Origin of the sequence: Peribacillus sp. NPDC096448 (genome assembly GCF_044762675.1) — a bacterium.
Classification (GTDB): domain Bacteria; phylum Bacillota; class Bacilli; order Bacillales; family DSM-1321; genus Peribacillus; species Peribacillus frigoritolerans_B.
Genome location: NZ_JBIWEU010000022.1, coordinates 1 through 24,541, shown reverse-complemented (window position 1 = coordinate 24,541; position 24,541 = coordinate 1). Strand labels below are relative to the sequence as shown.

At 36.2% G+C, this 24,541-nt stretch carries 18 protein-coding genes and 3 pseudogenes; 10 read left to right on the top strand and 11 right to left on the bottom strand.

Going from position 1 to position 24,541, the window contains the following annotated elements; genetic code table 11:
- Window positions 1-520 precede the first annotated feature (520 nt).
- From ACIQ0C_RS23865 to ACIQ0C_RS23850, 4 genes are all read right to left on the bottom strand, one after another.
- Window positions 521-964: a hypothetical protein gene (locus ACIQ0C_RS23865; protein WP_403064616.1), complete on the bottom strand. Its 444-nt coding sequence runs from the start codon at window positions 962-964 to the stop codon at window positions 521-523.
- 80 nt (window positions 965-1,044) lie between these two features.
- A complete protein-coding gene (locus ACIQ0C_RS23860) occupies window positions 1,045-1,731 on the bottom strand; it encodes a zf-HC2 domain-containing protein (protein ID WP_402844213.1) in 687 nt (228 codons plus the stop codon).
- Window positions 1,732-1,733: 2 nt separating this feature from the next.
- On the bottom strand, window positions 1,734-2,213 hold the full coding sequence (locus ACIQ0C_RS23855) for an RNA polymerase sigma factor (protein ID WP_402844216.1): 480 nt from the start codon (window positions 2,211-2,213) through the stop codon (window positions 1,734-1,736).
- Between the two features lie 309 nt (window positions 2,214-2,522).
- On the bottom strand, window positions 2,523-4,682 hold the full coding sequence (locus tag ACIQ0C_RS23850) for a serine hydrolase domain-containing protein (protein WP_403064613.1): 2,160 nt from the start codon (window positions 4,680-4,682) through the stop codon (window positions 2,523-2,525).
- Between the two features lie 292 nt (window positions 4,683-4,974).
- Here ACIQ0C_RS23850 and ACIQ0C_RS23845 point away from each other — a divergent pair, with 292 nt between their 5' ends.
- Window positions 4,975-6,768 (top strand): response regulator, encoded by a 1,794-nt coding sequence (locus ACIQ0C_RS23845; protein ID WP_403064610.1) that lies wholly within the window; start codon window positions 4,975-4,977, stop codon window positions 6,766-6,768.
- A gap of 465 nt (window positions 6,769-7,233) precedes the next feature.
- Window positions 7,234-7,356 (top strand): annotated as a pseudogene (locus tag ACIQ0C_RS23840) (recombinase family protein); the annotation flags it as partial.
- A 94-nt stretch (window positions 7,357-7,450) separates the two neighbouring features.
- On the opposite strand, the gene ACIQ0C_RS23835 reads toward ACIQ0C_RS23840, so the two are convergent.
- Window positions 7,451-9,481 carry a serine hydrolase domain-containing protein gene (locus tag ACIQ0C_RS23835; RefSeq protein WP_403064607.1) on the bottom strand — a complete coding sequence of 677 codons (2,031 nt, stop codon included), beginning with the start codon at window positions 9,479-9,481 and terminating at the stop codon, window positions 7,451-7,453.
- Window positions 9,482-9,764: 283 nt separating this feature from the next.
- Between ACIQ0C_RS23835 and ACIQ0C_RS23830 the strand changes: the two are divergent.
- The 3 genes and pseudogenes from ACIQ0C_RS23830 to ACIQ0C_RS23820 all read left to right on the top strand — a co-directional run bounded on the left by ACIQ0C_RS23830 (window position 9,765) and on the right by ACIQ0C_RS23820 (window position 13,975).
- Window positions 9,765-10,276, top strand: a pseudogene (locus tag ACIQ0C_RS23830) (sensor domain-containing protein).
- A 4-nt stretch (window positions 10,277-10,280) separates the two neighbouring features.
- Entirely contained in the window at window positions 10,281-12,086 is a 1,806-nt protein-coding gene (locus ACIQ0C_RS23825) for a response regulator (protein WP_403064604.1), read from the top strand.
- A gap of 767 nt (window positions 12,087-12,853) precedes the next feature.
- On the top strand, window positions 12,854-13,975 hold the full coding sequence (locus ACIQ0C_RS23820; RefSeq protein ID WP_402844226.1) for a type II asparaginase: 1,122 nt from the start codon (window positions 12,854-12,856) through the stop codon (window positions 13,973-13,975).
- A gap of 208 nt (window positions 13,976-14,183) precedes the next feature.
- Here the strand turns inward: ACIQ0C_RS23820 and ACIQ0C_RS23815 are convergent, their stop codons facing one another.
- From ACIQ0C_RS23815 to ACIQ0C_RS23800, 4 genes are all read right to left on the bottom strand, one after another.
- Window positions 14,184-14,858, bottom strand: coding sequence for a LysR substrate-binding domain-containing protein (locus ACIQ0C_RS23815; RefSeq protein WP_403064601.1), 675 nt, complete (start codon window positions 14,856-14,858; stop codon window positions 14,184-14,186).
- A gap of 94 nt (window positions 14,859-14,952) precedes the next feature.
- A complete protein-coding gene (locus tag ACIQ0C_RS23810; protein WP_403064598.1) occupies window positions 14,953-15,753 on the bottom strand; it encodes a Cof-type HAD-IIB family hydrolase in 801 nt (266 codons plus the stop codon).
- Window positions 15,754-15,916: 163 nt separating this feature from the next.
- Window positions 15,917-16,681 (bottom strand): DeoR/GlpR family DNA-binding transcription regulator, encoded by a 765-nt coding sequence (locus tag ACIQ0C_RS23805; RefSeq protein WP_402844234.1) that lies wholly within the window; start codon window positions 16,679-16,681, stop codon window positions 15,917-15,919.
- Window positions 16,682-17,046: 365 nt separating this feature from the next.
- Window positions 17,047-17,601 carry a hypothetical protein gene (locus ACIQ0C_RS23800; RefSeq protein ID WP_403064595.1) on the bottom strand — a complete coding sequence of 185 codons (555 nt, stop codon included), beginning with the start codon at window positions 17,599-17,601 and terminating at the stop codon, window positions 17,047-17,049.
- 356 nt (window positions 17,602-17,957) lie between these two features.
- Here ACIQ0C_RS23800 and ACIQ0C_RS23795 point away from each other — a divergent pair, with 356 nt between their 5' ends.
- The 5 genes and pseudogenes from ACIQ0C_RS23795 to ACIQ0C_RS23775 all read left to right on the top strand — a co-directional run bounded on the left by ACIQ0C_RS23795 (window position 17,958) and on the right by ACIQ0C_RS23775 (window position 22,168).
- Window positions 17,958-18,668, top strand: a complete 711-nt coding sequence (locus ACIQ0C_RS23795) for a hypothetical protein (protein WP_403064670.1) — start codon at window positions 17,958-17,960, stop codon at window positions 18,666-18,668.
- 25 nt (window positions 18,669-18,693) lie between these two features.
- Window positions 18,694-20,023 (top strand): annotated as a pseudogene (locus tag ACIQ0C_RS23790) (relaxase/mobilization nuclease domain-containing protein).
- 85 nt (window positions 20,024-20,108) lie between these two features.
- Window positions 20,109-20,312: a helix-turn-helix domain-containing protein gene (locus tag ACIQ0C_RS23785; RefSeq protein ID WP_403064592.1), complete on the top strand. Its 204-nt coding sequence runs from the start codon at window positions 20,109-20,111 to the stop codon at window positions 20,310-20,312.
- 410 nt (window positions 20,313-20,722) lie between these two features.
- The gene (locus ACIQ0C_RS23780; protein ID WP_403064589.1) at window positions 20,723-21,481 is read left to right on the top strand and encodes a putative phage abortive infection protein; all 759 of its coding nucleotides are present in this window, start codon (window positions 20,723-20,725) and stop codon (window positions 21,479-21,481) included.
- A 159-nt stretch (window positions 21,482-21,640) separates the two neighbouring features.
- Window positions 21,641-22,168 (top strand): hypothetical protein, encoded by a 528-nt coding sequence (locus ACIQ0C_RS23775; RefSeq protein WP_403064586.1) that lies wholly within the window; start codon window positions 21,641-21,643, stop codon window positions 22,166-22,168.
- 355 nt (window positions 22,169-22,523) lie between these two features.
- On the opposite strand, the gene ACIQ0C_RS23770 is transcribed toward ACIQ0C_RS23775, so the two are convergent.
- Window positions 22,524-23,183, bottom strand: coding sequence for a hypothetical protein (locus ACIQ0C_RS23770; protein WP_403064583.1), 660 nt, complete (start codon window positions 23,181-23,183; stop codon window positions 22,524-22,526).
- Window positions 23,184-23,192: 9 nt separating this feature from the next.
- The gene (locus ACIQ0C_RS23765) at window positions 23,193-24,137 is read right to left on the bottom strand and encodes a DUF4747 family protein (RefSeq protein ID WP_403064580.1); all 945 of its coding nucleotides are present in this window, start codon (window positions 24,135-24,137) and stop codon (window positions 23,193-23,195) included.
- Window positions 24,138-24,541: the final 404 nt, after the last annotated feature.

Below are 24,541 nucleotides of genomic sequence, written 5' to 3'. Positions count from 1 at the left end.
CAACTTGAAAAGTCAATCTCCTCTACGTTAAGGAATTGACCTTTTTTTACTTCTTCTTATAGAACTAACGCACCTGTTAGCCATCCATGAATCGCAAAAATCAGCGCTTCACCAAAGAGAATGAAAATTGGTCTCCATGTCGATAATGTTTTAATGGCTGGCGAAGAAGGTCGTTGAACTATGGTACCTTTGAGCCATCCGTTAGTCTGACTCCGGCGACCACGGTGTACCACCGACTGTCGCGCCCTTTATGGGTAGCACTCATGGGAGATTAATCCTTTTTTGGTCGTCGCGCTAGCCTCTACTTAATATGCTATGATTGGAAGTTTTTGTTTAGCGATTGACCAAACTCAATCAGATTACTCATAAGACTCAGCCTTTTTTTATAAAGCGTTTTTACTGGGTCTATTGTGGTTTTTACTAAATTTTGAGCTTTTTTAATTTTCATGGGAGTTTTAAGTAGATTTCTTCACAAATTCATTAAATCGTTTTTTATCGGCCAGTTTTCAACAAATTTAATTTACTTCTTTTTTATATTTACTGCTAAACCTTCTATACCATTTTTAGTAAGAGTTTTATTCACTATTGTTTCCAGATTTTGTTTTGTACTATCGAAATCTTCTTTTGAAGTTCTAATCCCCAAATTAACTGAGTTGGTTTCTGTGGATATTCCATAAGCTACAACAACGTCAACCTTCTGCTTGTCTAGTTCCTTAAAAATCAATGATTCAATTTCCTTTTCTTTCTTATTTGTTGAAAATATTTCTGGATCTTTAGGAGTATTAGAACAAGCAGTTAAAAACATAAATACTAGACTTACCAAAATTAATTTCTTATTAATGATTTTTCCTCCTCTTTTATTTGGCATATTACCCTTGAATTTAACATTACCGTAATTATTTTCTTTGCTCAATGGATAAATGGAACTTTTTGGGTTAGCACTAACCTGCCCCGATAGTTCCATAAAGAAAGAGCAGCCTTAAAGACAGCTCTGACCTTCAGCTAACGGACCCTTTAGTTGAATAACAAAAGACAAATTCTATTCTATTCAAATCCAAAGTATTTCTCTACTTCTTCACTTGCCTTTGGCAATACCATTCCCTTTTCCCAAATTAAAATTTTATCCTTTGGCGTACCATAATAAATTCTTTTTATTTCCTTACCACGAAATTCTTCTTGTACTTTAATATCTATAAAATCATACCCTTTTTCTAATCCGTACGGAGGCTGTGCTTCTTTCTTTATTAAGGGGCGTAGTGGAGTCATATAAAAATTCCCTTCGCTATCCATATCGTATTTTATTGTATTTAAACTATACCCATCGTTTATATCCGCATAATATACGATTTTACCATCCTCCATTTGACTTATATCCCTAATTTCCACTACATCTGTAGAAACACTGTTGATTTCCCATTTAAATAAGCCAACATATCCTAAAATGATTATGCCTATTAATAATGCAGTTATTATTCCACCTTTAATAAAAGACTTTAACCGTAATCTTTTCCACGAAGTAGAGATATTTTTTATGACATTACTATCCGTTCTATTTTCAATAATACTTTTTTCTGGAATATGAATTTCATCTTGAATTTTTTTAAATTCCACTTTGCAGTTATTACACTCTGATAGATGTTCCTCTACCATTCTTTTGCTATCATCACTACATACACTGTCGTAATACAACGGAAGCATATCTTTAATTATTTCACATGATACTTTTCTCAATTTCATTCCTCCCTTAACATTTCTTGTATTTTTTGTTTACCTCGGTAAAATGTGACTCTCGCCCAACTCTCCGTCCTCTCAAATAGTTCACTTATTTGTTTAAAGGAAAGTTCACCAAATATTCTAAGTGTAAATACCTCTTTATAAGGTTCGTCTAAGGAATGCAAAACTTTATGAATACGGAAAGTTTCTTCCTTTTTAAAAATCAACGTTTCGATTATATTTTCGCCGGCTATATCTTCTATCTCTTCTGTATCGTATCGTTTTTGTTTATTAAGATAGGTGAAATATGTATTTTTTGCAATTTGGCAAAGCCATACATTTATTTTGCAATACCCTTGAAATTTATCTATACCTTTTAAAGCCTTAAAAAACGTTTCTTGTGTTATTTCTTCTGCAATCTTTTCATTACGGCTTAATTTCAGAACAAATAAATAAACCTCCCGAAAATATTGATTGTATATACTCTCAAATTCTGTCAATCTTCTACCTCCTTTCATATGTAAGACTATGATAGAAAGATTTCGTTACAAAAAATCAAAAAAATATCAGTTCGTTAGTCTACTTTTAAATCAACCATATATTAGCAAAATACAATACCAAAGTTACCTGCTTTACTATCATAAAAATTTATAATACTTGTTTAACTAACCTGCCCCGATAGTTCCATAAGAACTAAAGCAACTCTTATTTAGGGGTACAGCCGATGTACCCCTTACATGAAGAGACGGCAATCGCAACAAGAAAACCGACACCGCCCTCCAATAAAGGGCACGATGTCGTCTTTAAACTTAACGGCCAAACTCCTTATTGAATATTTTATCGCGAGCCGCCGAGACTTCCGGGGCCACCGAGTTGATGGCCGTTACCAAAATATGCTTCCCGCCTATAGGTCCGCCAACTCTCGTTTCAAATCCGAAAGTACCGCCGGCATGCCCCCAATAGGATTGCCCGTCCGGTGTTTTTCCTTCATAAATCCCTAGTCCGACTTTACCCATAGGTGAATCAACTGCTGTGAGCATCTGGTCCATCATCTCTTGATTTAGAAGCTTTCCACCCAACAGCGCACTGAAGAAGGTGGTCAAATCATTGGCTGTTGAAACCATATCTCCGGCTGCATTTGCCCATGATTGATTCACTTCTGTCAAATCATACAAATGACCCGATCTGTCCATATTATATCCTGTGGCATGCTCACCTGGAATATAGGAACTATTCCCCATCACGAATGTCCCTGTCAGCCCGAGCGGTTCGATGAACCTTTTCCTGATCTGCTCCGCATACGTATCTCCTGTTACCTTCTGAATAATTTGACCGGCTAGTACAGTATTGATGTTGGAATAATTCCACCCCTCCCCTGGTGCAAATACAGGTGGCTTTGCAAGGGCCAAACTGATAAGCTCGTCGACGGTATAATAACGGAATGGATTTTGAGGCAAGGTAATATCTCGCATATTCGAATCTGTATAGCTCGCAAGCCCGCTTGTATGGTTTAATAACTGACGAATCGTAATCTTTCTGCCGTCATACCCGTTACCCTTTATGACCCCCGGCAGCCATTTTTCGACCGAATCATCCAGGTTCAATTGTTTCTCCTCAGCCAACTGCAATACAACTGAAGCGGTGAACGTCTTCGTGATGCTTCCAATACGGAATGAAAAGTTCGGCTCCACCGGGCGTGGTACTTCGTAGCTGGCTGTACCTGTAGCGTAGGACCAGCGTTTCCCGTCCTGTAGCCCACCAGCCACGATACTCGGGACTCTTTTGTTGGTTATAACCTCATCCATGAGGCATTTGACTTCTTCCCGATGCTTGCTTTTCTTTTCCTCCTCCTTGAGTTCTTTTTTGGCTTCTCTTGCGAATTCCGACGCTAAAATATCGTTGATATGTTTATCCGCATTTCCTAGTACATTGATATTTATAGAGATGACATGTTGACCGTCTTCCGTTCCGCCTGCAAAGTTGGTAAATCCGGGAATACCCCCGCCATGTCCCCATACGATGGTGCCGTCCGGCAGCTTTGTTCCGTGTATGCCAAGTCCATACTTTCCATATGGGGAGTCGGCTGTGCTGGTCATCATTTCCTTCTGTATCTCTGGTTTCAATAGCTTTCCGCCTAATAAAGCGCGGAAAAACGTCGTCAAGTCTTCCCCTGTCGAGATCATTTCCCCGCCGGCGTTAGCAAATGATGGGTTAAGCACAGTAATATCTACTAATTTACCTCCAATGTTCAAGTAGCCTCGTGCATTTTTTTTCGGAATATCTACCGAGCTGCCAGGGAGGAACGTTTCTTTAAGTTGAAGCGGTTCAATAATTCGCTTCTTAATCTGTTCGGCATATGTTTCCCCGGTGACCTTCTGGATAATGAGTCCCATAATAGCCGCATTCGTGTTCGAGTATGCCCACCCCGTTACCGGCTCTAGCTCCATGGCCTGGGCAATTAACTGTTCGGGTGTATAATTTCCCCCTGGATTTTCGAGTAATTTAGTCTTGAGCTCTGGAGTCAAGTAGTCTGGAATTCCGCTTGTATGATTTAACAATTGACGAATCTTAATGGTATTGCCGTCGTAACCCTTGCCCTGCACAAGCCCCGGCAGCCATTTCTCCACCGTATCATCGAGACTTAGCTTCTTCTCGCCAGCAAGCTGCAAGGCAACCGTAGCGACAAACGACTTCGTTGTACTTCCGATCCGGAAAGCGGAGTCGGCGTCCAGCTTATGGTTTCTTTCAATATTCGCTTCACCGGAAGCATATGACCAGCTCGAATCTCCATTCTTCACGGTATTGATAACGCCTGGAATATTGTCGGTATTGGCAGCTTTATCGATAGCATGTTGGGTTGGCGTCTTACACGCCGCTTGTACAGTTCCATAAGCAGGGTATACCATTGTACCCGCCAATATAGCTGTTAAGGTAAGTGCTGCTCCTTTTTGAATGATGAATGATTTCATAACGCATCGCTCCTATTATTTTGGAATGTTGTGTTGCTTCACTCCCTAACCTTACCCCCGAAGTTGTTAAATCGGACAGTGATGAAACCGCCAAACTTTTGATGACATCGTGCTCGAACCCTTCACATATATCGCATGACAAACTGTCAACTGTCTCATGTGACGTGTTGACAGCCAATTTCTAAACCATTACCCCCTCCTTGCTTGACGTATCGGAAGATATGGTACATGATAGCTCTGAATCATTCGGAAATTGGTTTGCAAAAAAAATACAAGTAGGTGTACATAATCCGTGTTCTCCATAATGAAAAAATGGTTTTGGTATGATTGGATATTTTTGGCCATACGAACGCTTTGGCTGGTCATAATCGCAAGCGCTGATTTTATCAACCCTTCATTAATCGATGCGTCGCTTTGGATTGTTCTTTCTCTTGCTTTTGTCGTTTACCTCGTTCCATTAATCGTCCGCTATAAGAAAGAAGACCGGTATCTTGCAGTCGATGTCACGGCAGCGGGCATTTTTCATCTTTATTTGGCCTACGCAGCGCCAGGTTTGCTTTGGTCTTTCGTTTTACTCGTGATGATTATCGGCTTGGCGAGCAGTCGAAAAACCTATATGTGGACAGGTGTCCTCTGTGGAATCGTATTCCCGGCATTTAACGGTTGGATCGCTGATCGTCTCCCGTATGAGTTTATCGTTAGCTGCACCCTTGGTTTTGCCATCGGCATCGCGTTTAATATATTAATTCAGTCCCATAAGCAAGCCCAAATTATTCAAGAGCAGAAGCTGTTGCTGGAGCAGCATATTAAGCGGATTGAGGAGCTTACACTAATAGAGGAGCGCAGCCGGCTTTCACATGAGCTGCATGACACGATTGGCCATGCACTTACCTCGCTCATCTTCGGTGTCGAATCGCTGCGATCTTCCGTACCTGCTTCGCAGATCGAGAGGGTCGATTCGCTTGTCGGCATTGCCCAGCACAGTCTGGATGATATCCGAAAGCATCTGCACCAGCTTTCTCATACTCCGTTAAGCCATTCGTTAAGTGAATCGCTGCGGCAATTAACCGAAAAGTTTATGATATCGACAGGTATAACGGTCAAATTTCGTGTGATCGGCAGTGAGACTCTCGTTATGCAAAAAATAAACTTTTGTCTGTATCGCTGCCTTCAAGAGTCTCTAACAAACGCGGTTCGGCACGGCCAGGCGAACGTAATATCCGTTCAGCTGCATTTCGATAGTCAGCAGCTCCGGTTACAGATCGAGGATAACGGCATCGGAATGGAAAAAATCCAATTCGGATTTGGGCTCAATGGGATGAAGGAACGGCTTGAACTATTTCACGGCACGCTGTCCGTTCATTCCGGGTCTGGGCAAGGAACTTTAGTCATATGTAATATTCTGTTGCAGACAGAACCAGTACATGATACAATCCGCCTGTTGATCGTTGATGACCAGGCGATCATTACCGACAGTTTGAAGCAACTTTTGGATCAGCATGCTGATTTTACCGTCGTTGGTAAGGCGGAGGACGGGTGCGAAGCATTAGAACATTGTGAGCGATCGCAGCCGGATATCGTGCTAATGGATATTCGCATGCAGGAAATGGACGGGCTTGAGGCTTTACTTGAGATGAAACAACGGTGGCCTGATATGAAGATTGTGCTCATGACAACGTTTGAGGATACCTTGCAGGCGGCAACTGCATTGGAGCGTGGAGCGGAAGGCTACATGCTGAAGTCGATTCATCCGCGGGAGATGAAGGAAGCCTTGAAACTTATTTATAACGGAGGAACCTGGATCGACCAATCGGTCGCTACGCGAGTTTTCGAAGAGATGAAGCGTCAACGCGAGCAGTTGGAGAAGATCGGCTCAAGTACGGAAAACTACCCGTACGGGCTTACGAAACGCGAAATGGAGATTCTGGAGCATCTGTCAAACGGGCTGCGCTACAAGTCAATCGCCGCAAAGCTATTTTTATCGGAGGGAACGGTCCGCAATTACTGCTCGAAGCTCTACTCGAAGCTCGACGTCAACAACCGTGAAGAAGCAATAAAAATGGCGCGAACGGAGAATATCGTGTAGGAGCAGGAGAACTTTTTCGATATTTCTCTTGTTTTTTTCAAATGCTTCTTCCCCGTATTAATCAAATCGTTTATCAACCTTAACAAGTTAAAGTCACATAATAGTAGTTTGAACCATTATAGAAATTTAAACTGTTTTTCAACAAAAAAAAGCGCATTAATCCTCCTTGGATCAACACACTAGTTAAATTTATAAGCGCCTTGTATGTTTTTTTATTTTAACACGTTTCTTATTAGACCCTTTTTATATGTATCTAAGTCAGAATGTTTAATAGATTACCTACAGGAATGCTATCCTGCCCCGATAGTTCATTACGGAAGACCAAAATCAAGTATTGATTTCGCATCTTTTTTATGAATATCGTGACTTTATTTCAAAGCTACAAAAAGCCCTCCAGTTAATTTGGAGGGCTTAGCATGCGTTTTTTCCATAATCATATACTAAGTCTTTCTGAATTGATTAAACATAAAAGAAACTCATTCAAAATGGAGGAATGGAGAAATAACAGCTGTTATGTTTATGGAAATGTTAGAACAAAAGAAAAACACGTTTTATAAAAAAATGAAGGACTACGAAGAAGAAAAGTAGCATCTCTCCTATAGGAAATGCTACTTTTCCTCCTATTGTAAGAATACTGGTACTCCCCTTAAATACTTGCTATGATTCATGTTTGGATGAATGCTTACTTCTGCTTAATAGGCAAAGCATGATAACCAAAAGCCAAATCGAGTAAGGCACTCGCTTCTTGACGTAGTAACAGATCCTTGGGACGGAAGGTAAAGGATCCGTCAGAATTGATGGAAGTATCAGGGTCTAGAATTCCTTGGGAGGCAAGTGCCTGAATCGATTGAATTGCCCAGTCATCCGCAGCATCAAGTAATTTAACTTTAATAGCTTTGTCAGGTTGAATCGGTTTCATGTCATGAATTTGCTTTAAGTTTTGAATCATGGTTGCTGCGACCTGTCGGGTAATCGGAGTAGCACGGTCATACCCTGGAATTCCTTTCATAATTTTTTCCCTTGCCTCCTTGGAGTCGTCTGGAAAACCGTTCCATCCATAAGCAAGTAACAACGTATCCGCAAACTCTCCTTGTGTCATGATGTCCATCGGATTGAATAGATTACCTGTTTTAGCACCCATAATATTTAGAGCATGAAGATTATCAATGTGACTTCTATAGTTACTCTTTTGTGGAACGTCATCAAAAGGTGGTTTGTTGTTAATTCTCTGGGCATCTGCTACAAAATCAAGGCTTTTAGGAGAGTTGTAGTGAAAATATGCGATTCCTCCAGCTGAATTCTTTTTGAAAGCAACTTTGTTGCCTTCCGAATCTTCAAATAACAACGGATGAATCATTTTGAGAACTTGTTTTCCAGTTGTTCCACCCTCCATGACCAAATTCCCATTTTCATAAGTAAAATGAGTGCGAATTGCAGCGAAACGCGTATTTTGGAATAAGCCCAAGTATTTATGAGCTTCTTTTTCCTCTAACGGGAGATAACTTGTTTTTACTTCATTCTTCTTAGCAGGGAAATAGTGATCCATGAGAGTTTCATATATGTCTACACTCATCATTGAATCATTATTGTAAGACATGAAGAATGCTGTTTTTTGTTCTGGCACTAAAATCAGCAGTGATTGATGTCCAGGCATGCTTCCCCCTTTTATTACAACGTGTTGACCGTTAGCAAATTCATTAAAAGGCGTTTCAAATCCAATTGTCGCAACAGGAATCGTCTTATCATCAAAAACTTGATAGGCATGCATCATATCCATGCTTTTTTTACTTGCAATTTCTTTGTCTTTAAACTTTCCTTTCTGTAGTTGCATAATCATGTATTTTGACATGTCTTCCGCAGTAGATAAAATGCCTCCTTGTGGTGTATCCCTTAAACCGCTCCCACTTGTTGGAATCGGATCGCCAGTGGGACCATAAGGTGTAGCCAGTTTTTCGAGAAGATCAGGCGTAAAGCTCATGCTTGTAGATTTCATATCTAATGGTTTGAAAATATTCTTTTCCATATATTTCGAGAAAGGGGTGTTAGTAACATTCTCCACTGCAAACCCTGCGAGCGCAAATCCGACGTTGTCATACGTATAAACTTCTCCTGGTGGCCGTACCACAGTTGGCATATGTTTAGAGAAAAATTCATCCATCGGTATACTATTATTAATATATTCAGGTCCAGTTATGTTTGTGAGATCGGGAAAATCCACCCCGCTGGTATAAGTGAGCATATCAAACAAGGTAAGAGGTTTCCCAGTTTGATTAGGTATTTGTAATCCACCAAGATATTTTTGTACGTCTTGATTTAGTTTAAGCTTTCCTTTATCGACTTGCTGCATCACAGCCAAAGCAGTAAAAGTTTTCGTGACTGAACCGATTTGAAAGACCGTGTCCTTAGTGACGGGGATTTTCTTTTCTTTATCGGCATATCCATACCCTTTATTGACAACGACCTTTCCATCATGAACGACGACAAAACTAGAACCGTTCACATTGTACTTCTTCATTTTTTCTTCAAATAACGGATCAGCAAAAGATTCTATTTCTTTTTTATTATTAGGTCCTTTCGTCATTTGGATATTAGTCGTGGATGCCGATGGTTTTGATTTTCCTGCTTCTAACGATTGTTGGGAACATGCAGAAATCATGGTTGAAGAAGTAAGAAGAATTGCAACGATCCCCAGTTTGTTAATTGCTTGTTTCATTTTTGTACGCTCCTTTATTTGATTGAAATTTTTTGTTAGCACAACGAGTAGTCAGTTCGTCAGTGTATAAACCGAGTGTAGCAAGCGGAAAGTCATAGTAGCTAGTGACCTTTCGTCATCCTCATGCATGACATAAAAAATAGAGCGTAGTACGGATAGTTTTATAGTCATGACCTATAAATCATGACACTTTGACACTACCGTATGTGACAGGCGAAAAGTTAGAATCGAAGAGCGGCTCATAACGTATTAGTAAAGAAAAGAAAGAGGAGGAGAAATTCTAATGACGAAAGAAGCAGCTCAAAAAAGTTTGCTAGATTTCTACTTTTTGTTGTTTACCTTCGGATCTGGATTGTTTTACTTTTGCTTCTATTTGGCCAGCATTACATTTGCACTCGTGATGACAGTTATCTTCGTAGGTATTCCCTTGTTAGCGTGTGTGTTGCGGACAACACACACGATTGTCCAGTATGAACGTATTCAGACGAAGGTTTATCCGGATATATCGATTGGAGGGCTATTTTTTGGCTCATGCAGAAATTTCTTATTGGGGTAATTAGCCTCATATGTACCCTTATATTGTACGTAGCTCCGCTTGTATTTATCGTTACACCGTTACTTTTTCAATATCTTGAAATATATTTATTAGGAATAACTGTGAATTCATGGAAGGAATCTATATGTGTCATGATCGCTGGGGGTATTCTCTCTTGGATACGTACTTGTATTGGAAACAGTATAGTTCAAATGATTGGAAAGTACACGATTTCCATGTTCAAAGCTATTAAGGGGTGATAATTTGTTTGGGATTTTGAAACAATGGTTTTGGTATGACTGGGTATTACTTTGTATACGTTTTGTCATCTGGCTCTCAATGATGTTAACTACTATCCAACACCAAGACCATTTGACTGTGCCACTTTGGATCATCATTCTTTGGGAAGTAGCCTCATTTTCAGTACCTTGGATTTGTTTAATGTTCAGTTATCGCTATTATCTGTTTACTGAGATAGTTTTGTTTGGTGGAGTTTGCTTCTACTTAATCTTATTATTTCCAACGGCTTATCTTGCTTTTTTAATGCCGACTTTCATGATCGCGGCAAATAGTGCCCATAAATCATACCGTTGGTCGGGTTCTATCACAATTGTTTTGTTTCCGTTTCTCATTGCAATATTTTCCCGTGAAATAGATGTATGGGTGATTATCCTACAAATTGGTCTGGCTTTTGCAATGGGATTTTCCTTTCGTTTACTCGTTGTTAATTACCGTAACAATGAAATTATTCGTAACCAGAATCATGTATTGGAACAGTATTTATCCCAGATTGAACGAATTACTTTGCTAGAGGAGCGTGATAGACTCTCAAAAGATTTGCACGATACGATGGGACATTCCTATACCTCAATCATTATGGGGATGGAAACATTACGTGCGGAATTAAAGACAAAAGATGGGGAACAAAAGCTTGACTCATTATTGAAATTGGCCCGTAACAGTATGGCAGAAGTGAGAACGTATTTACATCAAATGGATTCACAACAAGAATCACTTCCGCTAATTGTTACCTTGAAACAATTAGCGGAAGAGTTTCAGAAACATGCAAAAGTAAATGTACGCACTCGAATAATAGGGGAAGAGTACACGGTCCCCAAACAAGTGAAAATGACACTGTATCGGAGCTTGCAGGAAGCACTGACTAATGCTGTGCGACACGGACAATCCACCGAAATCATTGTGTCACTGCATTTTGAGCCGCAACAGACGAGATTGGATGTGCAAGATAATGGCTGCGGAGTGGAGGATTGGAAAGATGGCTTCGGGTTAACTGCGATGAAAGAACGTACGGCACAATTACAAGGTAGAGTCACTATATACTCCGAAAAAGGCGAGGGGACGCTCATCTCATGTGCGTTACCTAGGATGGAAAAATTATCCAACGAACGAATCCGCTTGTGTATCGTCGATGATCATTCGTTTATTCGGGAAAGTCTCTATACAATCTTGGATGAACAGAAGGACTTGCAGGTAGTGGGCATGGCTGAAGATGGAGAGCAAGCTGTGGAATTGTGTGGAAGCCTGAATCCAGATTTGGTATTAATGGATTTGGAAATGCCCAATCAGGATGGGATTCGTGCCACCAAAATAATCAAGGGGAAATGGCCTGACATTCGTGTCCTCATCCTGTCAACGTTTCAGGATACAGAACGGGCGAAGGAAATCATACAAAGCGGCGCTGACGGCTATCTGCTAAAATCCATAGAGTCACGTGAACTAGCTGAATCGATTCGCCTCGTCTATCGGGGAGCCACTATGATTGACCAAGATTTGTTCCATAGAATGTGGGATGGAAATGATGAGGCAGAGCCAGTCGGATTGAAGTTAGATGGAAAAGAGTATGGCTTAACGAAACGTGAACTAGAGGTTTTGAATCTTTTGTCTCAAGGAATTCGTTATAAAACAATTGCTTCGAAACTTTACTTATCAAACGGCACAGTAAGAAATTACGCTTCCACTCTCTATGATAAATTGGGAGTCAAAAATCGAGAAGAAGCCGTGCAAAAGGCAAGAGATACAGGATTACTTTCATCTGCTAGAGGTGTGTGAACGTTCAAGGTTTCAGGGTACCACATGTCAAAAATATGTGTTATAAGCGATTTTATAGCTTCTATAAATAATGTTTTGTTTTTGTTATTAGTTTTTAAGTAATTCATGTTTAATTTTCAATGGAAATTATATAAAGACAATCATATAAAACCCAACATAATCGATCTTATTTTGGGTTTTATAATGAACATTAGCATAAGAAAAAGCGATCCTTCTTAATAAAGAATCGCACACATTTGAATTAAGTATTTGGATTACGGTCAATATACTCCTCGATTTCATCTACTTTTAACCTATAGACCAGGTCGAAATAATCCTCTTCTGAAAGGGAACCTTTGGTTCTCCACTTTTGCATTTCTTTATAGTGAACTTACAAAATAGCTTTCCAAATCCCTTCTTGGAATACCCTGTTTCTTTGCCATTTCAGCAATAGAAAGACCTTCTTTCCAGTATTGGTCAAATTCCTTCTGATTGACTTTTAGCAAATTATAGATTGGTTTATAATCATAGTGGATTTGATTACTTTCCCTTCTTTTTTATAATTTTCTTCCGCTTGAACACTTTGTGATAAAGTTAGATACATTGCACAGAGTCTATTTAAAAAAAGTAACAATCAAAAAAGTTGTAAAAGTGTACTTTTACGAACGGGTATTTTTAGGTATATATTACTCTTTTTCCCTTTATAGACAACCTATTACTATCCAGATATGGTAGTATAGTATTTTCATATGTCGTACATAATTTAATAAAGAAGGAGCTAACTAGACATGAACATTAAAAAATATCTTGGAATCACGTTTCTATTAGTTACACTATTATTTTCTGGATCTATCACTGCTATCCATAGCTCAGCAAATAGTAATCCAAAAGAAGAGAAAGTAGAAGCAACTTCAACAAATCCCAAGTTAAACAATGTGAAAATTTTAGCTACTGGTGGAACGATTGCAGGTTCTGCTACGTCCAATACTGACACAACTGGTTATCAAGCAGGTGTACTTGGTGTTGAAACACTAATTAAAGCTGTTCCTGAACTAAAACAAGTAGCAAATGTGAGTGGTGAACAAATCGCCAATATTAGCAGTAATAATATGGATAATAAAACCCTATTGAAATTGGCGAAACGAATTAATGAGTTATTAAAATCTAAAGACGTTGATGGAATTGTCGTAACGCATGGAACAGATACCTTAGAAGAAACTGCTTACTTTCTAAATCTGGTCGTAAAAAGCAACAAACCTGTCGTGATTGTTGGATCAATGAGACCGGCTACAGCTATAAGTGCAGATGGACCTTTAAACTTATATAATGCTGTAAAAATTGCTGCTAGTAAAGATGCTAAGAACAAAGGTGTTTTAATCTCATTAAATGACCGGATAGGTTCTGCACGTTATATCACAAAAACCAATACTACCATGACAGATACATTTCAATCTGAGGAACAAGGCTATTTAGGAGCAATCGCAGGTAATAAAATATTTTTCTACAATGAACCCACTCGTAAACATACAACCAAATCGGTTTTTGATGTATCAAAACTAGATAAACTTCCTCAAGTGGACATTATTTATAGCTATCAAAATGATAGTAGATATTTTTACGATGCATCTGTGAAAGCAGGAGCTAAAGGGATCATAATAGCAGGTGAAGGAAACGGTTTAACTTCTGATACTGCCTTTGAGGGTGCTAAAGACGCTATCAAAAAAGGCTTGATTATTACTCGATCTAGCCGTGTGGGAAATGGTATTGTTACGAGAGAAAAGATTGACGATGAAAATAATTTTGTTACAGCAGACTCACTTAATCCTCAAAAAGCACGCATTTTGACGATGCTTGCATTAACAAAAACAGATGATCCAAAAGAAATTCAGCAATTTTTTAACGAATATTAGTATTTAAAATTAAAATTCCTTGATTAACTAATAGTGAAAATAAAAGCATACGATGGTATAAATCACCAACGTATGCTTTTATTTTATTTTTAACCATCCCTTGGTTGGATTATTAATTTATATTTATGTTTTAAGTTATTAGATATCGCATTTTTACCTAAAGTAACATTTATACAAAACCAATTCCAGTGGAATAGGTATGGGTGTCTTAGTTGCATCTAATAGCTCTTAGATTCAGAAACTCTACAAATTTACGAAAAGCAGCAGAAAGCATTACGTCTTTTCGCATAATAAAATGGGTAGGAACTTTTGCATACTTTTCTGGCAAAGGCGTTACATGTAGAGATTGCTGATGGTCTTTTAAAACGGATTGAACCATAACAGCTATTCCCATGCCAGCCTTAACACAACCTATAATGGCCTCAATTGTACCAAATTTAAGGGTTCGTTTTGGGTAGATTCCCTCTTCTTCCATCCAACTTTCCAATGCATCCCGATAGTGGCATCCATCACCAAAGACCAGCATATTAAACTGACCCAAATCTTCAAGTGAAGAAATGTCCTTATGACTAATCATAACCAGTTCTTCCTCTTGAAATAAAAGGGAAGTTATTTCTGGGTGATAAACTTCACCTGCTACAAACGCTCCATCCAGTTTTCGACTTAAGACCTGTCTTATTAACTCTGCACTGTTATGTGTCTCTACTACCAGGTCTACCTGGGGATACAGAATATAATATTGCTTTAGAATGGGAGGCAACCGAACTGCATCAGTTGAGTTGATGGATCCAATTGTAACCGTACCAACCGGAATAGACTCATTAATCTGTACCAGTTTGACAGATTGTTCAACCAAACTTAAGATTTGTTGAGCTTGTTCCAATAATATTTTACCGTTTGAATTTAAAACAACCCCTCTTCCATTTCGGTGAAATAAAGAAACCCCTAGCTCATGTTCCAGAACCCTTATGAGTGAATCATATTTTGTTCACGGGTATTTTTTCAAGAATCATCTTCACTGCTTCACTGACTGTCTCAACGACGTAGGTTGCTTCTTTTTTGACATCTTCATGGGCATGAGAAATCACAAAACTATTTGGTGTTAGTTTAAACATAGGGATGCCATTAAAAGAATCACCTACGCATGCGATTTCTTCGGGCTTGAGCTGCAAGTGTTTTAAAAGGATTAATAAGGCATTTCCTTTACTGATGTTTTTCGGCATAATGTCAAGACAGCCTTTTTCAGAAATGAATGTATCCACCTCTTCGTGAAAAACATCTTGAATAGATTGCTGCATTTCTAATATTTCCTCATGATGGCCCAATACCGAAATTTTAGAAGGGGTAAGTGAGTGACCAATTGCATTTATCATGTCATCTTGCTCTTCAATCGGAAAGAAAAAACGTTCTTCGATTTGGTGAATGACATCATTTTTTTGCGCTACAAAGTTGGTGTCATTTGAACAAACGATTGTAATATTACGATCTGAATATGCCGATTCATACAGCTTTTTTGCGAGCCCATACTCAAATGTTTGTGAGTGAGGAGAAACGTGGTCATTGGTCCTGACAAATGATCCGTTTTGGCTTACGCGATGGAATTGGTCTCCAACCACTTTAGCTACTTCCATAATTTCGTTGTCCATTCTTCCAGTTGCAAGACAGATGTCTACGTTATGTTCCCGTAATTTTTTCAATGCTTTTATGTCATGTAAAGCCACTTGATTCTTTTTATCAATTAACGTTCCATCTAAATCACTGACTAATAATTTAATCATCGTCTTTTTAACTCCTCTCGTGGTGAATATCTAATGTTATATTGGTTAAAACCACTTTTAAATTCATTATCGGGAAAGCAATTGGTCATAATCGTGGTGAATGTACCATCTACATAAAAAATAATGGATTTAAGCATAATAATATTCTCCCGATCAACGAGTCTTATTCTGTATCTGTAATTAGCACTTCAACACCATGTTCTTCTATAGATCTATATAAATTATTAGGCATTGATTTATTGGTAATAATGGTATCAATGGATTCAAATATCAAACCTCTGTAATTCTGTCGATGATTGTGTTTTGTGTGGTCTGTCAATAAGATGACTTGATCAGCATGCTTTATCAATTCTCGCTTAAAGTAAATATCTTCTTCAAGCCCATAATAAATGCCATCTTCCATAATACCTGCAGCTCCAATAAACACCTTATTGAAATGATAATCTTTTAGTTTTTCTATGGCGGAAAATCCCGTAACATGCCGCGTTGATTTATTGAGAGTACCTCCCAAAAAGTGTATAGTTGTATCTTCAGATTGAGCCAATACATAAGCGCTGTCAATTGAATTAGTTACAATGGTAACTTGTCTTGCTTTTAAAAATTGAGCTATAAAATTGACTGTCGTTGAAACGTCTAAATAAATCATCTCATTGTCTGTTATCATACTTGCAGCTTTTTTTCCAATTAATTTCTTTGTTTCTGATTCGGCGTGTAATCGATCCCGATAATCATCAATTTTTTTATGAAATGATGGTAATGCAACTCCACCATGAGTTCTAACTACCATTTTTTTGTTCGTAAGCTCCACGATATCTCTTCTTGCAGTATCACGTGAAACATCAAATGTTTCACACATCTGTTTGATGTTCATTGTTTTGTGGATTTCTAAATAGTTAAGGATTCGTATCAATCGTTCTTCTTGATTCATTTTTAACCTCCTCATCTTAATCATAAGCCATTTTAAGTGAAAACGAAAGTAATTATAAGTAAAAAATCTAAAAAATCACTTATAATAAGTTGTTTTAAGTTTTAAATATAGATTGATGCTAGTAAAGTTTCCTGGGCACATCGTAGTAAAAATGGTTGGACTTTTAACATTTGCCTTCTTCAAGTAACCTGCCCCGTTAGTGCCATAAGAAAAAGCTGCCTTAAAGACAGCTCTGATCTTCAGCTAAAGCACCCATTAGTTTATTAAGACAAGCTTTACCATATTCAAAAATCGCCCCCGATTGTTGAATATTGTCCCGGAACAACAACACTGAAAGGATATTCAAGATAAGCACTCGAAGTAGATTATTGCCTAAAATACCGAGACTGTTTGTTTTTAATCCGATGCTGGAACGACAGAGTCGCAATAAATACAGTTACTCCCCACAAGAACAATCCTCCGTACGTTACCACATACACCCAAATGGCTAATCCTTCGGCGTATCCTTTTGGAAGCGCTCCTAAAAATTGAAGAGCTGTCAAGAAGCTAACTAGAACTGTCAACACCCCAACTGACCATCCTAATATGATTAATAACCATTTTGGTAATTTCTCCCCCCAGGAAGTCACGAGAGCTAAAGCAAATAAAGATGCCAGTATCGCCAAGATAGCAGTAAAGTCTATTCCGATGGTATATAACGTATATAGAAAAGCAGATCCTTCCTTTAAAGGATCACCAAACCCTGCTACATTTTGTACAGCTTGTTTTGTTGTAAGTCCTACCGTTGATCCCCATGCCCAAAGCGATTTTAAAATTGCATACGGCAACAGTGCAAGAGCTGCAACATAGCCCCATCCTTTATTCAAAAAAGTTTTTTCAGCTATTTCTGACCTCATTTGTTTCTCATATTTTAAGCTCAAAAGGCATTCTCCCTTCTCGTTTAAGAAATGAAGCCTATTAGTCTTAAAAATTACCTAAAAGTACAAAGTTTTAAAAATCTTTAATAAGGTCCTCCCTTTATATTCTTATTCAATCTTAGAGCCTTTTTATTCTTTATATCCATTAAGTGAATAACATAATTGGCAGCCTTCTTATTGAAGCTAACGCACTCTTTCATATTATAAGGTCATCCAGAAAATATTTCTGGTTGACCATTCTTTATTCAAGTGTTTCCTGAATACCGTTACTTACATTCATATGTTTCTAGTTTAGTTTAATAAAGAATAACAAATTGTGAAGAATAAGGAGTAGATAAAATAATATGAGGTGAATCTTGATGATTAAACAATACATAATCTTTGGGTTATTGTTATTTATAAAAAAGTTATTGTTATTTATAAAAAATAAGGCAGAAGAATTGGGGTACAAATCTGTTTCTGCTTTCCTAGTTGAAAGTGCAAGGAATTACTTTCGTTTAAATATTGATATGAGCGTATATAGAAAACTAACAAGCGAAATAAATTACATTGGAAAAAATATTAATAGCTTAATTCGCAAGGTTAATACATTGGGTACTTATTCAGATAATGACATAGATTTTTTAAAAACTAATCAAAAATTTATCATTGATTTAATGAATAAAGAGTATGATCGTTTACTTGATTTAAAGATGAATTTTACCAGTGAATCTTTAAATCTAAAAGATAAAGAGAATCTGATAAAAGCATTGAAGGAAAATCAAATTGAAGTTCCTAAAAAGGTATTGTTAGAAGAAATATATGAACAAATAAAAGATGACTTTATATACATTGGTCAAGCTGTTGAAAATTCACCCGAACAGGATCAAGATATTGCGGAATATTTTTGGCAATATTTATATGGTGATACACTATTTGAATTGGATGAAAAACGACTAATAGAATTTGCTGATAGAATCTTTTTATATACGCAAAGATTAAAAATGAAATTGCTAAAATTAGATAATATTTTTGATGATGATGATTGGTTTGATTTGAAAGATATATTAGATGAATATGAGGTTTATTAATTAAAAAGGTTTGGGGCTGTTTTTAATGTCAATCGTGAAAATACAAAAGGTTAAAGATTTAAAAGCAGTAATAAAATATAGCCTTCAAGATCACAAAACAAACGAAGAATTAGTAACATCTTATGGGTGTAATGTTGAAACAATTGGAAAGAGATTTTAATGATATTCTATTTGATTACAATGAACAGAATAATAGCAACAAAGATATGGCAGCAAGAATGATCATTCAATCCTTCAACAGTGATGATAATTTAACGCCTGAACAGGCACATCAATATGGTGTTGAATTAGCAGATAATTATTTTAAAGGCAAGCACCAGTATGCGGTTATTACTCATATAGAAACGGAAAATTTGCATAACCATATTATTTTTAATTCCATTAATTTTGAAGACTCAAAAATGTTTGATACTAAAAGACAACATACCCTTTATGATCTAAGAAGGGAAAATGACAAAGTTTCAAAAGAACATGGGCTAACGATTATCGAAAAAGAAGGAAAAAAGGATAAATATTTAGCTTTTAATGAGTATGTAACGAGAGCAAAAAAACAATCTTTCAAAGGGAAAATTGAAGGAGTTATTGACGAAAATATTAAAAAGGCGCACTCGTTTGAAAACTTTTTAGAGCTGATGGATCAACAGGGATATGAACATAAAAAAGGTAAATATTTATCTTTTAAAAATCCAAAGTCAAACAAATTTATGAGAACAAAAACATTGGGGTTAAATTACTTTGAATCATCCATTCGTTACAGAATAGAAAATAAAGAGTTTGTGCCAATTAAACAAAATATTATTGATAAACAATGGATTGATAAATCGCAGGAGAAATTTAAAAATAATAAAGGATTGCATAAGTGGGCTACAAAGCAAAATATTAATTATTTAAATGAAATAAGCAGCAAGCTTTATAAAGAAAATATTTCACTGGAAGAATTAAATGAGGTTGAAATTAAAACGGAAAACCTTATAGATAACTTTGAAAAACAGCTAACTGCCATTGATGATGAAATATTTGATTTTGAAAAAATGAAGGACTGTTTTTCCATTTATAAAAATAGTTATCCTTTAATTACAGACTATAAAAAGTCTGATGATAAAACAAAATTTAAGCAAGAAAACTATTATCAATTTAAGCAATATGATATGGCTAAAAGGAATATCCATTTTCTTAAAAAGCATTATGGGATTGATGAAGAATCGAGTTTTCATTATAAGTTGTCTTTGATGAAAAATGAGCGTAATTTACTTTATGGCAGCCTTGGAAAACGGAATGAAAGAGCAAGAGAATTGGAGCGTCAAGAACGAGAAAGAAGGGAATTGCAGCGAAGAAAACGCTTGGACGAAAGATGAAAATTAAGAGTAAATCAAGATACTTTGTGGTATAAATTTAATTACGGGGAGGGATATTTTAAATCAGGAGGTGCGTATTATTAAGGTGTGGGACAGCATTATGACTGCTCGGGAAGCAAGCGTTGAACTTGGAAAAAACCCTAAGTATGTTTACCTTCTTTGGAGACGTGGATCTGATGTGCTGCTGAAAGACAGCGTCCAAATGAAAGGAAGTACACTCCTTATTACAAGACAAGGTTTTGAACATTTAAAGCTAATTGCAAACGAGGGATCACATAAATTGATTTAACAATAATAACCTATACACACTTACACTTACAAGCGTACCCATATACACACTTATGGTACGCTTGTTTATTTTTTGTAAAGTGAATTACTCATTGCTTTTAAATAAAGTTTGATCAAATTGATACTAATAACCTTGATAAATGAACAAAAGGAAAGAGTGTGTTTTGAAAAAAGATCGATCAAAACACGCTCTTAATATATTCAATTGACTCATTCTTTTATAAAAAAGTTTGATCATTTCTGTGAATTGCGGTAGGTCAAAGGCTGTTGAAACCAGATTCGGAATTTATTAACCTTACTTATTAAGGGGTAGCGTCAGGTAAATGCGGATTTACAACGTTAAGCATATATTTCTAACGCTACCCCAGTATATAATTAATTTGCTATTTTTATTATGGGGGTAGAAGTTAAATGACAGAAGAAGAAAAACGACAGTATGAAGAGCATTTGCGCAAATTAATTAGAACTTTGAATTGGAGTTGGATGCCAATTGTACTTGGAACAATATTAGTGGTGGGTTTTAAATGGAATTTTGAAGATTTAGGCCCTTTTGGAGATTTCTTAGCAGGTAGCACAGTTCCCTTATTCACTTTTGTTAGTGCTATAGGCGTAATATTAACTTTGAGATTGCAACAGAGACAATTAGAAATGCAACATGAGGAGCTAAAAAATTCTATTATGGAGATACAAGAGACTAGAAAGGTAATGGTAGAACAAGGGGAAACAATGACTCTTCAGCGTTTTGAAAGCACCTTTTTTAATATGATTAACCTGCATAATACAATAATTAAGTCACTTTCTGCGATAGACGACGTGGGTAATAAAAAGACTGAAAGGGAAGCCTTCAAAGTATTTTTAGAAAAAATTAGATCTAAACATAATACTTACTCTCATCAGCAGGAGAATGGGATTAATGGAATTGCTGATAAATTAAAAAGCGTTTATGGCGGATTATATCATGATAATGAGCCAATATATGGACAATATTTTAGAAATTTAAGTACGTTAATTACGTTTGTCTATACTTCTGAAATTTCAGAGGAAAATAAAGAGAAGTATATGGAAATAATTAAATCGCAGTTATCTTCTATAGAATCAACAGTATTGTTATATCATGGAATAAGCAGTATGGAATTAAAATATTGCCCATTATGCGAAAGTATAATTTAATATCTAACCATGACTCAAAATTATTCCTTAATGATGGTGATATGGATATTTATATATTTGGAAATAACCAATTTGACTTTACATAACAATCAAGATATACAATCAAGAGCAGGAACAAATTAATCTTTAATCAAATTTCCGTTTATAAGGGGGATATTTTTGAGTAATTATAATGAAACAGTATTGACCCAACAATTATATATCCTTAGAGATTTCCTTTTTCATTACGCAAGCTTTAATTGTATACATAAAAAACTTGATAATCTGATTAAATATGGTTCTCAAGAGTTTTGGGTTTTCACAATTAATGCTCATTACTTTCAGGCAATTAATCTTTGGTGTATGATTTTTGGTACCAACAAAAATGAAACCCATTGGAGAAAACTAGGTTTAAAGGGAGAGTTTAAATCTATAATATTAAATAAATTAGACTTACATGATTATGATTCCTATTGGGAGTCAATAACTGATTGGAGAAATAAGTACTCTGCTCATAGGGTACCAGGTTTCTTAGAGCCTACCCCTGACCTGAAAATAGCCAGAAGAGTGGCTTTTTTATATGAAGAATGGGTAGCAGCTAATATTGATGACAGCATTAACTTTTCGTTAGAGTTATATGAAGAAGAATTTAAAGAACAGCTTGAAGAATCATTTAATCTATTACTACCTTACACACCAGAAAAATAGATTAGGGATTTTGAAATAATTGGTATCAAACAAGAGTGGCAGTTTTCTGAAAAAAAGGAGGGAGAAGTCTTGCGTACGCTTTTTAAAATTGATGTAAAAGATGGGGTATCGATAATTTTTCTGCGTCCTTTCTCAGATAAGGAATATGAAGTTCTTACAGGGTCAAATTACCTTTAAGTAGGGTAAATCCGCATTTTCCTGACGCTACCCCAGCAAGAAAATGTAAAAAAGCCTACGTTCCTTGCTGTTCAAGGATCATAGGCTTTTTTACTCTTTTCTAACTTTTTTAGGAATAATAATGCCTAAAATAATTTTTCACTTTCTCTTTATCCTTAACATTACTCTGCTCAACAAATTAGTCCAATCTCATTAGAAACTCTTCCTTTGAGATCTGGTTCTCCTGAAATAGTGCGTTTAGCATAAAATCAATTCTTACTTCATTTGCTACCTCTATCAATTTTTTCTCATTAGTAACAATTTCTTCGTATGTATTATTAATCAGAAAGAGCTTGGCACAATTACTAACTAAAGCAGCTGAATAAAATATAGTAAATATAAAGAGGTAACTAATAAGGAATACCATACAATTAAAGAATCCTGTACCAATGAGCTTACTTGGACTGTATAACATTAAATAGACTACATAAAACAACACAATAGAAATACTTATATTAATGGCTAGGAATTCGAAACTCGATAGTATCTGTTCAATTGTCCCCTTTCCATTAACCTGTTCTATTTTTTTTACAACATCCTTTTTTAGTGTACTAGTAATTATTGCAATACCAGCTAATACAAATCCAAGCATACCGATAAGTGCTTGCGCTATACCTAAAGTTATATTTTGAAATGCAATTAAGAAAGAACTAAATGTTTCGTGTACATGTAATAAGTTTATTACTACCAAAAGTACGATTGCAAAAAGTAATGCTGCTTGACATTCCAAATTTTTAAAATTTACAAAGTCAAACCATCTCTTATTTCTTGTAAGTCTAATAAGGACATAATCTTTCATAAGTTTCTCCTATAGAAAGGTACTTAATAAAGTCGCTAACCTTCGTTTGCAGACCTTGGCAAAATCGAGCAAATTTAGGGGCTTCTCATCTAACGTATATTTTACGGGACGACTATCCTTGGTTGAATAAACTCTTCCGTTTTGATTCCTTGCCTCCACACTAACATAATCCATCTTGGTAGCTTCATTACTAGATAGTTTTGAATGAATATTATCGATTCCTTCAATTTCTTTATTAATTATCTTTGAATTAATATTAAGACCTTCCGGTGCTGATGAAGTAAACAATATGCTTTTTTCAGTAACATTCCCAGCTTGCATATCTCCTAGATATTCTTCCCCATTTTCTTGAATTCCCCTTAAGAGTTCATCATCTGGATTAGGAGGAATAACCTCTATTTTTAAATATTCTAGTTTCCCAATGTCCCTTAATTGTTGTTTAATTTCTTGAACGTTAAGGCCTTGTTTAATAAGACCCACTTCAAAATTATATGTAACATCCTGACTAAACATACATTTATTTAATAACTCTTTGAAAGCCATATTAAATTCTTTATAACCAAATCTATTAGTAGTATGGAATACTACTATTTCCTGATATACATCAAAATAGAAATTGATTACTTCCTTATTATCGATGGCTCTTTTGGTCATTTTCCCAGTTTTCTTATCGATATCGTTAATAAATATCTTTGCTGTTTTTATCACACTTCCTATAACCGTGTCTACTAATTCCCCATCTGCTTTCTCTATAAAATTGAAGCTGTAAGAAGCATCGTATAAAAAGCTTTCCCCATCTTCTTTAATTCTCAAACCTTCATTAATATACTCTATACCTTCTCGTATGTTTAGATATAAAGTTTTTAGTACATTTTTTAAATCAAGTTTCTGCTCATAGACCTCGTATATATGAGAATTAAGACTTACCTTTGAGAAATATAATGTAACCGACATATCCCCTAACCTCTTTCTCTCAACAAAATTGTTTCAAACATTATATTTATTTTAACAAATTTCAACATTTTTAAGTGAAATTTTAAATTTATCTATAATCATCCTATAAAAATGAATCCAATCACGTTCTTCTTGATAAATATAGGATAGAATATGGAAACAAGAACAGCAAATTCCCTAAACCTCCTCTAACAACGGCATTTAAATAAGAGCGTATAATGTAACACAATGATATTATGTTACATTACAGCAAAAGCTGTATACCTATGAGTATCAAGGGTTTTCAGATTTTTTATTTCTTCAACTAAACTCCCTCAATAAACTAAACACAATCTCACGATTGCTCTAGAATTCACCGGATTTCATAGTCATATCATTAACCATTATCATTGTAAGCTTGGCAT